We start from the raw sequence: 13,332 nt of genomic DNA, 5'->3' as shown, positions 1-13,332 counted from the left end.
CAGCAATAATCGTCCGGTGGCCGGGGCATGGACGCGACAAGGCGCCCAAACACAGGCCGGAAAGGGGGGAAATGGATGGCTCAGACTACCACCGAGCGCCCGCCTTCGGAATGCTTGTCCCCTACTTATTCACAAAAACATCCACAGCTATTGCACAGCCCAGTGAATTCGCGTAGCTGCCAGGGGTTGACTTGGGGCGGGGTACCTCTCTAGAATTTCCGGTTCTTTCCGTCCCATTCATACGAGAGGCCCCCAATGGCCACGAAGCGCACCTACCAGCCCAGCAACCTCAAGCGTAAGCGCGACCACGGCTTCCGTGCCCGTATGAAGACCGCTGACGGCCGCAAGATCCTGTCGCGTCGCCGCGCCAAGGGCCGCAAAGTCCTGAGCGCCTGATTGCCATGCCGCACATCGCGGCAGACGCAATCCCTTCGACAGTGAATACTGCAGACCCGCGCAAGCGATTCCCTCGCTCTGCGCGGGTTCGCACGCGTGCCGAATACTCAACGGTCTTCAACGGCGCCCGCCGTGTGTCCGATCCGCTGATGACCCTGCACTGGCTGCCGGCTGACCGGCCGGCCAGGCTGGGTCTGGCGGTTTCCCGCAAGGTTGATCCGAACGCCGTCGGGCGTAACCGGATCAAGCGCGTCCTGCGCGACATCCTGCGTCAGACACGTACCGACATCCAGCCAGGCGACTTTGTCGTCGTGGCTCGAAGTGCTGCGCGTTCCGCCAGCAACGACGAGATCCGCCAGGCCTTCCTGCGCCTGCTGCGTCGCCTGCGTGCATTGCCCACGCCGGGCGTGGACGGCACAATGCCGCCGCCTGATGGCATCGCAACTCCTTCTTTGACCGAGCCGGCATCGCGTCCCGGCCCCGCCGAGCCTGTCCGCTGATGAACCAGACCCGCGTATTCCTCATTTTTGCCTGGCTGATGGTGGCCGTGCTGCTGTGGATGGAGTGGAGCCGTGAAAAGGCTGCTCCGACCCCGGCACCGACGACCACGTCGGCCCCGGCCGCCGCACAGAGCGTTCCGGGCGCAACCCCGGGCGCCATCCCCAGCGCCCAGGTGCCGGGTGCCCCCGGCCAGGCCGCCGTGCAGGCCCAGGCCAGCGCCACCCCGGCCAGCCAGCGCGTGACCGTCACCACCGACGTGCTGCGTCTGGTGCTCGACGGCGGCCGCGTGCTCGATGCCGAGCTGCTGCAGTTCCCGCAGACCAAGGACGAAGGCAGCCCGCCGGTCCGCCTGCTGACCGAAGACCCCGCGCACCCGTACAGCGCGATCAGTGGCTGGGCCAGCGAAGACAAGAACACCCCGGTCCCCGGCGCCGACGGCTTCAAGCTGGTCGGTGACACCAAGGACTTCGTGCTGGCCAAGGGCCAGAACGAGCTGCAGATCCCGTTCGTGTGGACCGCCGACAACGGCGTGACCATCAAGCGCACGCTGACCGTCTCGCGCAACGAGTATGCCGTGCGCTTCAAGGATGAAGTCAGCAACGCCGGCGCCGCGCCGTGGAACGGCTACGTCTACCGCACCCTGGACCGCACCCCGACCATCCTGTCGCGGAGCATGACCAACCCGGATTCCTTCAGCTTCAACGGTGCCACCTGGTACGACAACGACAAGAAGTACCAGCGTCGTGCGTTCAAGGACTACCTGGAAGACGGCACGCTGAACCAGAACATCACCGGCGGCTGGCTGGCGATGCTGCAGCACCACTTCTTCACCGCCTGGATCCCGCAGAAGGACCAGACCGCACACTACGTGCTGTCGCAGGTGGCCGGTCGTGACCTGATCGAAGCGCGTGGTCCGGCCTTCACTGTGGCCCCGGGTCAGTCCACCAGCACCGAAGCCCGCCTGTGGGTCGGCCCGAAGCTGGTCAACCTGATTGCCAAGGAAGACGTGCCGGGCCTGGACCGCGTGGTCGACTACAGCCGCTTCTCGATGATGGCGGTGATCGGCCAGGGCCTGTTCTGGGTGCTGAACCAGGTGCACAAGCTGGTCGGCAACTGGGGCTGGGCGATTGTCGGCCTGGTGGTGCTGCTGAAGCTGGTGCTGTACCCGCTGTCGGCGACCCAGTACAAGAGCGGCGCCAAGATGCGTCGTTTCCAGCCGCGCATCGCGCAGCTGAAGGAACGCTATGGCGATGACCGCCAGAAGTTCCAGACCGCGATGATGGAGCTGTACAAGAAGGAAAAGATCAATCCGATGGGCGGCTGCCTGCCGATCCTCATCCAGATGCCGATCTTCTTCGCCCTGTACTGGGTGCTGGTGGAATCGGTCGAACTGCGCCAGGCGCCCTGGTTCGGCTGGATCCAGGACCTGACCGCACGCGACCCGTACTTCATCCTGCCGGTGATCAACGTGGCGGTGATGTGGTTCACCCAGAAGCTGACCCCGGCACCGGGCATGGACCCGATGCAGCAGAAGATGATGCAGTTCATGCCGCTGGTGTTTGGCGTCATGATGGCCTTCATGCCGTCCGGCCTGGTTCTGTACTGGGTGGTCAACGGCGGCCTGGGCCTGCTGCAGCAGTGGTGGATGACCAAGCGCCACGGCGGCGAGCCGGTCCCGGCCACCACCGCCCCGGCCCCGGTCAAGAAAAAGTAATCGGTAGAGCCGGCCGCTGGCCGGCTGACCCCAGCAGAAGCCCGCCGCAAGGCGGGCTTTTCGCATGCGGCGTTAGAATCGCCGGCACACCGTTCCTCCATCCATCGAGTCCGCCATGCCGCGTGCGTCGTCGTTCCGCCTGTTCCTGCCCTCGCTGTTGTTGACCCTGGTCGTTGCCGGCTGTGGCGACAAGGACGCGAAGGCACCGGTAACCGGCGTGACCCAGCCCAGCGCGCAGGCCGCGGCCGCCGCCGATCCCGCCGCCGCGCCGTTGCTGGCTGCGCTGCAGAAGCAGCTCGACGGTTACCGTCGGATCATCGTGCTGCTGGCCGACGAAGAACAGCAGTCGGCCGCCGACCGCGGCACCTCCACGCGTGTGGGCCAGCAGCTGTTCCATGATGGCCTGGAACAACGTACGGCCATCGCCGCGCAGTTCGACACCCTGCTGCGCGGTTCCAGTCCGCAGCGCTTCGCCACCCTCGGCACCGTGCTGGACTACATCGAGTCGGCGCCGGAACTGTTCGATGCCGACCGCTTGGCCTTCCGCGAAGTGCTGCGTGATCTGCATGAGCGCATTGGCACGGATTCGTCGCTGCAGGCGGTGAAGCTGCATCAGCGCATCGGCGAGGACCTGGAGGCGCTCGACGAGATCGAACGCAACTACAACCAGGAACTGACCCGCATCTTCAGCCGCTTCGAGCGCACCCGCGCCATCGAGCTGAAGCGCGAGAAGTGGGACGATTACATCGCGCACCTGCACAAGGACTACAGCCGCGAAGCGATCCTGCGCGACTACGGCGTGATCGAGCCGTACCCGATGTCCATGAAGGACAGCGACCGCGAAATCTTCGGCCGCGACCTGCCGGCCAAGACCGTGGTGCTGACCTTCGACGATGGCCCGCACAAGGCCTACACCGATGAAGTGGTGGCCATCCTCAAGCGCTATGACGTGCCGGGCGTGTTCTTCGAGGTAGGTCGCAACCTGGGCAAGGTCGAGGCCGACGGCAAGGTCAGCCTGGGCCCGATGGCGAAGATCAGCCGCAACCTGATGGAGGAGGGCTACGCTGTGGGCAACCACAGCCTGACCCATGCCCAGCTGTCGCGCACCACCGGGGATGCGCTGCGCCAGCAGGTACTCGACACCGACACGCTGCTGAAGGATGTCGACAGCAAGCGCGCGCCGCTGTTCCGCTTCCCGTATGGCGCGCGCAATGCTGAAGGCCTGCAGCTGCTCAACGAAGCCGGGCTGAAGTCGATCATGTGGAACATCGACTCGATGGACTGGGCCGACCCGGTGCCGGAATCGATCGTGCAGCGCGTACTCGACCAGGTGAACAAGGAACAGCGCGGCATCATCCTGTTCCACGACATCCACGATCGTGCGGTGAAGGCGCTGCCGCAGATCCTCGACCGGCTGATCGCCGATGGCTACCAGTTCGCCGGCTGGAATGGCCGCGACTTCACCGTCACCCGTGCGCGAAAGGGCGACGCCGGTGCCGCCACCGTCACCACCGGCTACGAGAAGTCGTGGGCGATCGTGGTCGGCATCGACAACTACGCCAAGTGGCCGAAGCTGGAGTACGCCAGCCATGATGCTCAGGCAGTGGCCGATACCTTGACCGGGCAATTCGGCTTCCCGTCCTCGCAGGTGATCGTGCTGAAGAACGAGCAGGCGACCCGCAACAACATCCTGGCCGCCTTCCACGACCGCCTGGCCGATGACCGCACCGGCAAGAACGACCGCGTCTTCGTGTTCTTCGCCGGCCATGGCGCGACTCGCCAGCTCGCCTCCGGGCGCGATCTCGGCTACATCATTCCGGTCGATTCGGATCCGAAGGAATTTGCCACCGACGCGATCGCGATGACCGACATCCAGAACATCGCCGAAAGCATGCAGGCCAAGCATGTGATGTTCGTGATGGATGCCTGCTACAGCGGCCTGGGCCTGACCCGTGGCGGTCCCTCGTCGTCGTCGTTCCTGCGCGAGAACGCCCGCCGCAGCGCGCGGCAGATGCTGACCGCCGGTGGTGCCGACCAGCAGGTGGCCGATGCCGGCCCCAACGGCCACTCGGTGTTCACCTGGGTGCTGCTGCAGGCGTTGGCCGGCAAGGGCGACCTCAACGGCGATGGCCTGATCACCGGTACCGAACTGGCCGCCTACGTGGCGCCGGCGGTGTCCGCGGTCTCGCACCAGACGCCGGCCTTCGGCAGTCTGCCCGGCTCGCAGGGCGGCGAGTTCGTGTTCCAGGTGCCGGACAGCCAGGAATTCCTCAACGCCGATACGCGGCAGCTGACCGCCGATGCGATCGCGCTGAACAACAAGGTCGATGCCGCCAGCGAGGCCAAGGGCAGCCAGGCACCGGTAACCGTGGCCGACCTGCAGGGTGGCAAGGCCAAGCTGGTGGTGCCCACCGCCGGCCCGGCATCCGACCGCCAGCGCGCGCAGCAGGCCAATGACCGTGGCCTGCAGCTGTACCGCGAGAAGCAGTACGACGAAGCGGTAGCCCAGTTCACCGAGGCGCTGAAGCTGCGCCCGGACTTCGCCCAGGCCGCCAACAACCTCGGTTTCGTCTACTACCGCCAGCAGCGCTATGCCGAAGCGGCGCGCTGGCTGGAGAACACACTGAAGATCGACCCCTCGCGCGCCGTGGCCTATCTCAACCTGGGCGACGCCTACTTCAACGCCGGCGACAAGGCCAAGGCCAAACAGGCCTACACCACCTACCTGGCGCTGCAGCCGCAGGGCAGCGGCGCGGCCCAGGCGCGTGCGCAGCTGGAGAAACTCTGAGCCATGAACGACGCGATCCGCACCGACACCATCGTGGCCATCGCCAGTGCGCCCGGCGCCGGCGGTGTCGGCCTGCTGCGCCTGTCCGGCCCGCGCGCTGCAGCGATTGCCAATGCGCTGGGTGCACCTGCACTGCGTCCGCGCCACGCGCACTACGCGCGCCTGCGTGATGCCGACGGCGAGGTCATCGACGATGGCATCGTGCTGTGGTTCCCGGCACCGAACAGCTTCACCGGCGAAGAGGTGGTGGAGCTGCAGGGCCATGGCAGCCCGGTGCTGCTGCAGCAACTGGTCGCGCGCTGCATCGCGCTCGGTGCGCGCCAGGCGCGCCCGGGTGAGTTCAGCGAACGCGCGTTCCTCAACGGCAAGCTCGACCTGGCCCAGGCTGAGGCCATCGCCGACCTGATCGCCGCGGGTGACAACCGCGCCGCACGCGCTGCACGCCGTTCGCTGGACGGCGTGTTCTCCCGCCGCATCGACGCGGTGGTCGAGCAGTTGGTGCTGCTGCGCATCCATGTGGAAGCAGCGATCGACTTCGCCGACGAACCGCTGGATACGCTTGGTGGGGCACAGGTGCGGCGTGGCCTGGAGCAGGCGCGCGGCGATCTTGCCCTGCTGCGGCGGGATGCCGAGCGCGGCCGCCGCCTGCGCGATGGCCTGCATGCGGTGCTGATCGGGCCGCCGAATGCCGGCAAGAGTTCATTGCTCAATGCGCTGGCCGGCAGCGAACGCGCCATCGTCACCGACATCGCCGGCACCACCCGCGACACCCTGCGCGAGACCATCCGCCTGGACGGCCTGGAGCTGACCCTGGTCGACACCGCGGGCCTGCGCGACGGTGGCGACGCCATCGAACGCGAAGGCATGCGCCGCGCGCATGTGGAAATCGAGCGTACGGACCTGGCGCTGATCGTGCTGGATGCGCGCGATCCAGCGGCCGGCGAAGCGGCGCTGGGCGATGCCGTGGCGGCGGTGCCGCACAAGGTCTACATCCACAACAAGTCGGATCTGCTGACGGCGCTGCCGACGCTGGACGATCCGGATCGGGTGTTCGTTTCGGCTGCCACCGGCGCCGGACTCGAAGATCTGCATGCGCGCCTGCGTTCGATTGCGTCGGCCGGGGCAGGCGAGCAGGTGGATGGCGAGTTCTCCGCGCGCACGCGCCACGTCGATGCGATCGAGCGCGCGCAGGAACATGCGCAGCGCGCCGATGGTGAGCTGGCGCATGAGCACCTGGAACTGGCCGCCGAGGAACTGCGGCTGGCGCATGACGCGCTGGGCGAGATCACCGGGCAGATGAGTGCCGATGACCTGCTGGGAAGGATCTTCTCCAGCTTCTGCATCGGCAAGTAAGGTCGGGGTCAGATCCCCGGAGGGATCTCTGACCCCGTCATCGATCAATCGCGCGGCTCATGCTCTGGCAGGCGCCAACCTTCGCCCTGGCAGGTGCCAACCTTCGCTCTGGTAGGTGCCAACCTTGGTTGGCACAGGGCGTCCGGGGTCATGGACGCCGGTTGGCAGAGCGCCGACCAAGGTCGGCGACTACCGGATCCATGGGGTCCCCCGCCTGTCACATTGCCGCCGCATACTGACGCCCATCACATACCGCTTGGGGAAGTCGCAGTGAAGTCGTGGGGTTGTGCGTTGCTGTTGTCGCTGGCCGTGGCACCATCGGTGGCCATGAGTGCTGAATCCTCCACCCCGGCCGCGCACAAGGTGTCGGTCTATGGCCACCGCGGGGCAAGCGCACTGCTGCCCGAGCACACCCTGGCGGCCTATGCGCAGGCCATCGCCGATGGCGCCGACTACATCGAACCGGACCTGGTGATGACCAAGGACGGGGTGATGGTGGCCCGCCACGAGAACGAGATCAGTGGCACCACCGATGTCGCCTCGCATCCCGAATTCGCCAGCCGCCGCACCAGCAAGGTCATCGACGGGCAGAAGGTCGATGGCTGGTTCACCGAAGACTTCACCCTGGCCGAGCTGAAGACGCTGTACGCACGTGAGCGCCTGCCGGAACTGCGCAGCACCGCCTACGATGGCCAGTTCCGCATTGCCAGCCTCGACGAGATCCTTGCGTTCCTGGTGCAGCAGGCCGGCCGCGCCAACCGCGGCATCGGCCTGGTGCCGGAGATCAAGCATCCGACCTACTTCCAGTCGATCGGCCTGCCGATGGAAGACAAGCTCCTGACCGCGCTGCGCGGCAACGCCTATACCAACGTCGGGCCGGTCACCATCCAGTCGTTCGAGACCGCCAACCTGCGCTACCTGCGCGGCAAGATCGGGCGGGGCAGCAACATCCGCCTGCTGCAGCTGCTGTGGAAGGGCGATACCCAGCCGGCCGACATCGCCAAGGCCGGTGGCACGCTGACCTACGCGCAGATGATGACGCCGACCGGACTGAAGGACATCGCCAGCTACGCCGACAGCATCGGCCCGGAGCTGCGCTCGATCATTCCGCTGGACGCCAAGGGCGCACTGGGGACACCGACCACGCTGGTACAGGACGCACATGCAGTGGGCCTGATGGTGATTCCGTACACCTTCCGCCCGGAGAACCATTTCCAGGCCAGCAACCTGCGCAAGGGCGCCGACAACGCGCGCAATGCCGAGGGGTCAATTGCCGAGATGCGCGCCTATCTGGCCACCGGCATCGATGCCTTCTTCACCGACGACCCGGCACTGGGCCGGCAGGCGGTGGATGGCATGGGCGCGGCGGGGAATGCGGCGAACTGACCGGCCAATGCCGCCGGGCATGGCCCGGCGCTACCGGATGTGACGGAATGCTCTGGTAGTTGCCAACCTTGGTTGGCATGCAGCGGGAGCGCCGACCAAGGTCGGCCACTACCGGTTCATGAGGTTGCCGGCCAGCGGCCGGCACTACCGGGGCGTTTTCTTCAGCCGCGCGGGTCTTCCGGGAATGCGGCGAACTGACGGGCTCTGGTAGATGCCAACCTTGGTTGGCATGCAGCGGGAGCGCCGACCAAGGTCGGCCACTACCGGGTCATGAGGTTGCCGGCCAGCGGCCGGCACTACCATCGCTCAGCCGCGCGGCTCGTCCGGCCGGCGGAACGGGATCACCACGTAGTCCTGGCCCTCGCGCGGCTGCCACAGCACCGGCACGCGCTGCGGTGACGGCGGCTCCAGCTCGTCGTCGGCCAGCGGTTCGACGTCTTCTTCTTCGTCTTCCCAGCTGTAGCGCGGACGCGGCGGCAGCGGGTCGGCGTTGCGGAACAGCAGCGCAGCAATGATGCCGGCGAAGGCGCCGCCCATGTGCGACTGCCAGGACACACCATCGGCGTGCGGCAGGATGGTCATCAGCATGCCGCCGTAGAACAGCATGCCGATCAGGCCGGTGGCGATGGCCGCGCGATCGCGGCGCAGCAGGCCCAGACTGGCCAGCAGGAACATCAGGCCATGGGTGACGCCGCTGGCGCCCAGGTGCACGCTGCCCGGATTGCCCAGCATCCACGCACCGATGCCCGAGCCCAGCCACAGCAGGGGCAGGGCGCGCACGGTGGCTTTCGGGTAGACGCTGCCGGCCAGCGTGCCGAGGATCAGGATCGCGATGCTGTTGGCGGCGATGTGCTCGACCGAGGCATGCAGCATCGGGCCGCCGATCAGGCCAAGCAGGCCCTTGGCTTCCAGCGGCGCGACCGCCCACGGTCGCCAGTCGAACGTACCCTGCAGGGCGAACACGGCCACCAGCACCAGCACGGCGGCCAGGCTGACATTGAACGCCCGCAGGATGCGCGAGCGGTCATTGCGGGGGGCCGGCACGTCGCCAGCGGGCAGGGGCGCGTTGTTGTTCATACCTCAGCAATGGCGGTGGTTGGTGCGAAACCAAGGCCACCGCCGCGGGAGAGTGGAAACGGCCGGCGGGACAATCCCACCGGCCGCGCCATCCAGCGGGTCAGGCTCAGGCCTGGCCTTCGCCTTCCTTCGGCGGGTACTTCAGGCTCAACACCACGGTAGCGGCGATGATCACCGCCACCACGCCCAGCGAGATCGGGGTCGGGATCTTGAACAGGTCGATGATCATCATCTTGATGCCGATGAAGCCCAGCACCAGCGCCAGGCCGTACGGCAGCAGGTGGAAGCGGTCGGCCATGCCGGCCAGCAGGAAGAACATCGCACGCAGGCCCAGCACCGCGAACACATTGGAAGTGAGCACGATGAACGGGTCGGTGGTGATCGCGAAGATCGCCGGGATGCTGTCCACGGCGAAGATCACGTCGGTCACCGCGATCAGGATCAGCACCGCGAACAGCGGGGTGAACCAGCGCACGCCGTCGCGCTTCACGCTCATCGCGTTGCCGGCGTAATCCGGCAGCAGGCGCAGGTGCTTGCGCATCCAGCGCAGGGCCGGGTTGGCTTCCAGATCGGGCTCCTGCCCGGCGGCGAACCACATCTTCCAGCCGGTGAACAGCAGGAAGGCGCCGAACACGTAGAGCAGCCAATGGAACTGGGTGATCAGCACGCTGCCGGCGAAGATCATGATCGTACGCAGCACGATCGCGCCCAGGATGCCGATGATCAGCACCTTCTGGCGCTGCTCCTCCGGCACCGCGAAGTAGCTCATGATCATCAGGAAGACAAAGATGTTGTCGACCGCCAGCGCCTTCTCGACCAGGTAGCCGGTCAGGAATTCGAGGCCGACCTTGTTGGCCACCACCTGGCCCGCGGTCTCATTCAGGTAGTACCAGAGGCCCGCATTGAACAGCAGGGCCAGCGCGACCCAGCCGATGGACCACCACAGGGCCTCCTTGAAGGTGACCTTGTGCGGTCCACCATGGCGCATCAACACGAGGTCGACCAGCAGGGCGATGACCACCACCGCTGCGAAGCCGCCCCACAACCACACGTTACCGATCGTCTGCATTGGGAATGTCCGTTGGAAAGATGAATGCCAGGCCGGACGGCGAGGATCTGCAACGGAGGATCGGGAGGGGGATCCAGGGACAGAGCTTCGCCAGTACGGCGAAGGTCTCGCTCGCAGTTCCAGTCGGCTGGAACTGCCGTTGCACCGGAGCCTGCGGGCTCGAAATGACGGCGACAACGTCTGGGAGCTACTCCCCTTCTGGCGCCGATTCTGCGGCCTGGCCGGGCTGCCGTCAAATGCCGGGCGGCCGGGGTCCCCGCTCTGGCAGGTGCCAACCTTGGGTTGCCATGCCTGCCTGCCCGCCGCGGTAGGTGCCAACCTTGGTTGGCACGCCGGCCGGCCCGCCCTGGTAGGTGCCAACCTTGGTTGGCACGCCTTGCCCGGGCCGTTCAGCAACGCCCGTCGCGCCAGCTCGACTCTACGAAAGCGCCCCCCGGCTACAATAGGTGGATGAATACCCCCCTTCCGATTGTCCGCCTCAAGAATGCGTGGCGTTCCAGCCACCCGTGGATCTTCCAGAAACTGGTCGAGAAGCCGACCGTCCGGCCCAAGCCCGGTTCCATCGTCGACGTGGTCGGCGTGGACGGGGAGTTCATCGGCCGCGGGTTCTACAACGGGCACTCGCGCATTGCCGTGCGCATCCTCGAAACCGACCAGAATGTGCCGGTCGATGCTGGCTGGTTCTCGCGCAAGATCGCCCAGGCGGTGTCGCTGCGCCGTGAGGTGCTGAAGCTCGACGCGGTGTCCGACGCCTGGCGCGTGGTGCACAGCGAGGGCGATGGCTTGTCCGGCCTGGTGGTGGACCGCTACGGCGACCTGGTGGTGGTCGAATTCTTCGCCGCCGGCATGTTCCGCCACCGCGAGTGGATCTACGACGCCCTGCGCGAGCAGTTCCCGGGCTGCCGCTTCCACAGCTTCGCCGACGAGCACGTGCAGAAGCAGGAAAGCTTCGACTTCCACGGCAACACCACCACCGAAGCGGCGGTGATCACCGAGTACGGCATCAAGTTCCGCGCTGACCCGGCCGGTGCGCACAAGACCGGCTTCTTTGCCGACCAGCGCGAGAACCGCGAGTGGCTGAGCCAGCAGGTGGAAGGCAAGAGCGTGCTCGACCTGTGCTGCAACACCGGCGGTTTCGCCGTGTACGCAGCGGCGCGTGGTGCCATTGAAGTGGTCGGCATCGACATCGATGAAGACGTCATCCAGATCGCCAAGGGCAATTCGCGCCTGAACAACGTGCGCCCGAAGTTCGTCCAGTCCGACATCTTCCCGTGGCTGCGCGACGCCGCCAACCGCGGTGAGCAGTACGACGTGGTGATCCTGGACCCGGCGAAAATGACCCGCGACCGCGACCAGGTGATCACTGCGCTGAAGAAGTACCTGGACATGAACAAGCTGGCACTGGGCGTGGTGAAGCCGGGTGGCCTGTTCGCCACGTTCTCCTGCACCGGCCTGGTGGCCGAGGACCAGTTCCTCGACATGCTGCGCCGCGCGGCCTACTTCTCCGGTCGCACGATCCAGATCCTGAAGGTGGCCGGCGCCGGCCCGGACCATCCGTTCATGGCCCACGTGCAGGAATCGCGTTACCTCAAGGCCGTGTTCTGCCGCGTGGTGGACTGATTTCCAGATGCAGAGTCGAGCGATGCTCGACTCGCGGTGCCTGATCAGTCGAGCACAGTTCGACGCTACAAATCCGCGGTCCGCAGCGCTATGGTCGGGCTCTTCCCATTGCCGGTGAGAGCCCATGCCATCGTTGAGCCACCTGTCCGTCGTGCTTGCCCTGGCGCTGTGCGCGCCGCTGTCGGCTCATGCCATCGAGTTCAGCGCACAGGAGCTGGCGCGCGCCAAGGCCCTGCAGCAGCGCCTGGTCACCCTCGACAGCCACCTGGATACGCCGGCCAATTTCGGCCGAACGGGCTTCGACATCGAGCAGCGTCACGACCGCAACGCGCTTTCGCAGGTGGACTACCCGCGCATGGTCGAAGGTGCGCTGGACGGCGGTTTCTGGGCGATCTACACCGATCAGGGCGACCGCAGCCCCGCCGCGCACCTCGCCGAGCGTGACCATGGCCTGCAGCGGCTGCTGGAGATCCGCGAAATGCTGGCGGCCAACCCCGAGCGCTTCGCGCTGGCATTGACCGCCGATGACGCGGCGCGGATCAAGGCCGCCGGCAAGCGCGTGGTCTACATCAGCATGGAAAACGCCAGCCCGCTGGTGGAAGACCCGAGCCTGCTGTCGTTCTACCACCGCGCCGGCCTGCGCCTGCTCAGCACCGTGCACTTCGCCAACAACGAGTTTGCCGATTCGGCCACCGACCCCAACGGGGCGGAGTGGAAAGGCCTGAGCCCGGCCGGCAAGGACCTGGTGCGGCAGGCGGTGAAGCTGGGCATCGTGATCGACCAGTCACATGCCTCGGATGCGGTGTTCGACGACCTGCTGGCGATGATGCCGGTGCCGTTCGTGCTCTCGCACAGCTCGGCCAAGGCGGTCTACGACCATCCGCGCAATCTGGATGACGCGCGCCTGCGCAAGCTGGCCAAGGCCGGCGGTGTGATCCAGGTGAACGCCTATGGTGGCTACCTGATCGACACCGCAAAGACGCCCGAGCGCAAGCAGGCCGAGGAAGCGCTGAGCAAGCAGCTGGGTGGCTGGGAAGGCATGGGCATCGAACAGGGCGTTGCCCTGCTGAAGGCCGAGCAGGCGCTGGATCACGAGCACCCGGTGCGCCATGCCAGCCTCGACGACTTCTTCGCCCACTTTGAGCACATCCTCAAGGTGGTCGGCCCCGAGCACGTGGGCATCGGCCTGGACTGGGATGGCGGCGGTGGCCTGAGCGACCTGCCCGATGTCAGCCAGCTGCCGAAGATCACCGCGTGGCTGCTGCGCAAGGGCTATACCGAGAAGCAGATTGCCGGCATCTGGGGCGGCAACCTGCTGCGGGTGATGCGCCAGGCGCAGGACTACGCTGCAAAGCAGGGCGGTTGACCGCCCTGCGGTAGTGCCGGCCGCTGGCCGGCATTGCCCGTATCAACAGGATGCGAGGTGCC

10 protein-coding genes are annotated in these 13,332 nt (G+C 66.5%); 8 read left to right on the top strand and 2 right to left on the bottom strand.

The window, feature by feature from the left end:
- The first annotated feature begins 255 nt into the window (after window positions 1-255).
- The 6 genes from rpmH (at window position 256) to ACZK5G_RS22450 (ending at window position 8,138) form a co-directional block, all read left to right on the top strand.
- On the top strand, window positions 256-396 hold the full coding sequence (gene rpmH / locus ACZK5G_RS22475) for a 50S ribosomal protein L34 (RefSeq protein ID WP_005411729.1): 141 nt from the start codon (window positions 256-258) through the stop codon (window positions 394-396).
- 5 nt (window positions 397-401) lie between these two features.
- A complete protein-coding gene (rnpA, locus tag ACZK5G_RS22470; protein ID WP_021203275.1) occupies window positions 402-896 on the top strand; it encodes a ribonuclease P protein component in 495 nt (164 codons plus the stop codon).
- A complete protein-coding gene (gene yidC, locus ACZK5G_RS22465; RefSeq protein ID WP_049399025.1) occupies window positions 896-2,611 on the top strand; it encodes a membrane protein insertase YidC in 1,716 nt (571 codons plus the stop codon). The genes rnpA and yidC overlap by 1 nt, the downstream gene beginning before the upstream one ends.
- A 115-nt stretch (window positions 2,612-2,726) precedes the next feature.
- Entirely contained in the window at window positions 2,727-5,399 is a 2,673-nt protein-coding gene (locus ACZK5G_RS22460; protein ID WP_478464891.1) for a polysaccharide deacetylase family protein, read from the top strand.
- 3 nt (window positions 5,400-5,402) lie between these two features.
- Window positions 5,403-6,752, top strand: coding sequence for a tRNA uridine-5-carboxymethylaminomethyl(34) synthesis GTPase MnmE (gene mnmE, locus ACZK5G_RS22455; RefSeq protein WP_182266967.1), 1,350 nt, complete (start codon window positions 5,403-5,405; stop codon window positions 6,750-6,752).
- Window positions 6,753-7,022: 270 nt separating this feature from the next.
- Window positions 7,023-8,138, top strand: a complete 1,116-nt coding sequence (locus ACZK5G_RS22450; RefSeq protein ID WP_478464890.1) for a glycerophosphodiester phosphodiesterase — start codon at window positions 7,023-7,025, stop codon at window positions 8,136-8,138.
- 306 nt (window positions 8,139-8,444) lie between these two features.
- On the opposite strand, the gene ACZK5G_RS22445 is transcribed toward ACZK5G_RS22450, so the two are convergent.
- Together ACZK5G_RS22445 and ACZK5G_RS22440 are read right to left on the bottom strand one after the other, a co-directional pair.
- The gene (locus ACZK5G_RS22445) at window positions 8,445-9,215 is read right to left on the bottom strand and encodes a rhomboid family intramembrane serine protease (protein WP_049400340.1); all 771 of its coding nucleotides are present in this window, start codon (window positions 9,213-9,215) and stop codon (window positions 8,445-8,447) included.
- A 106-nt stretch (window positions 9,216-9,321) separates the two neighbouring features.
- Window positions 9,322-10,284, bottom strand: a complete 963-nt coding sequence (locus ACZK5G_RS22440) for a TerC family protein (RefSeq protein ID WP_032128501.1) — start codon at window positions 10,282-10,284, stop codon at window positions 9,322-9,324.
- Window positions 10,285-10,734: 450 nt separating this feature from the next.
- Here ACZK5G_RS22440 and ACZK5G_RS22435 point away from each other — a divergent pair, with 450 nt between their 5' ends.
- On the top strand, window positions 10,735-11,904 hold the full coding sequence (locus ACZK5G_RS22435; RefSeq protein WP_478464888.1) for a class I SAM-dependent rRNA methyltransferase: 1,170 nt from the start codon (window positions 10,735-10,737) through the stop codon (window positions 11,902-11,904).
- Window positions 11,905-12,028: 124 nt separating this feature from the next.
- Entirely contained in the window at window positions 12,029-13,270 is a 1,242-nt protein-coding gene (locus tag ACZK5G_RS22430) for a dipeptidase (protein ID WP_478464886.1), read from the top strand.
- Window positions 13,271-13,332: the final 62 nt, after the last annotated feature.

It is taken from the genome of Stenotrophomonas sp. 62841_Sma (genome assembly GCF_056482945.1).
This window is presented reverse-complemented; position numbering and strand designations above follow the sequence as displayed.

What these genes read in the sequence shown, in the direction of transcription:
- rpmH (WP_005411729.1), top strand. Translation starts at nt 256, where the DNA reads ATGGCCACGAAGCGCACCTACCAGCCCAGCAACCTCAAGCGTAAGCGC.
- rnpA (WP_021203275.1), top strand. Translation starts at nt 402, where the DNA reads ATGCCGCACATCGCGGCAGACGCAATCCCTTCGACAGTGAATACTGCA.
- yidC (WP_049399025.1), top strand. Translation starts at nt 896, where the DNA reads ATGAACCAGACCCGCGTATTCCTCATTTTTGCCTGGCTGATGGTGGCC.
- ACZK5G_RS22460 (WP_478464891.1), top strand. Translation starts at nt 2,727, where the DNA reads ATGCCGCGTGCGTCGTCGTTCCGCCTGTTCCTGCCCTCGCTGTTGTTG.
- mnmE (WP_182266967.1), top strand. Translation starts at nt 5,403, where the DNA reads ATGAACGACGCGATCCGCACCGACACCATCGTGGCCATCGCCAGTGCG.
- ACZK5G_RS22445 (WP_049400340.1), bottom strand. Translation starts at nt 9,215, where the DNA reads ATGAACAACAACGCGCCCCTGCCCGCTGGCGACGTGCCGGCCCCCCGC.
- ACZK5G_RS22440 (WP_032128501.1), bottom strand. Translation starts at nt 10,284, where the DNA reads ATGCAGACGATCGGTAACGTGTGGTTGTGGGGCGGCTTCGCAGCGGTG.
- ACZK5G_RS22435 (WP_478464888.1), top strand. Translation starts at nt 10,735, where the DNA reads ATGAATACCCCCCTTCCGATTGTCCGCCTCAAGAATGCGTGGCGTTCC.
- ACZK5G_RS22430 (WP_478464886.1), top strand. Translation starts at nt 12,029, where the DNA reads ATGCCATCGTTGAGCCACCTGTCCGTCGTGCTTGCCCTGGCGCTGTGC.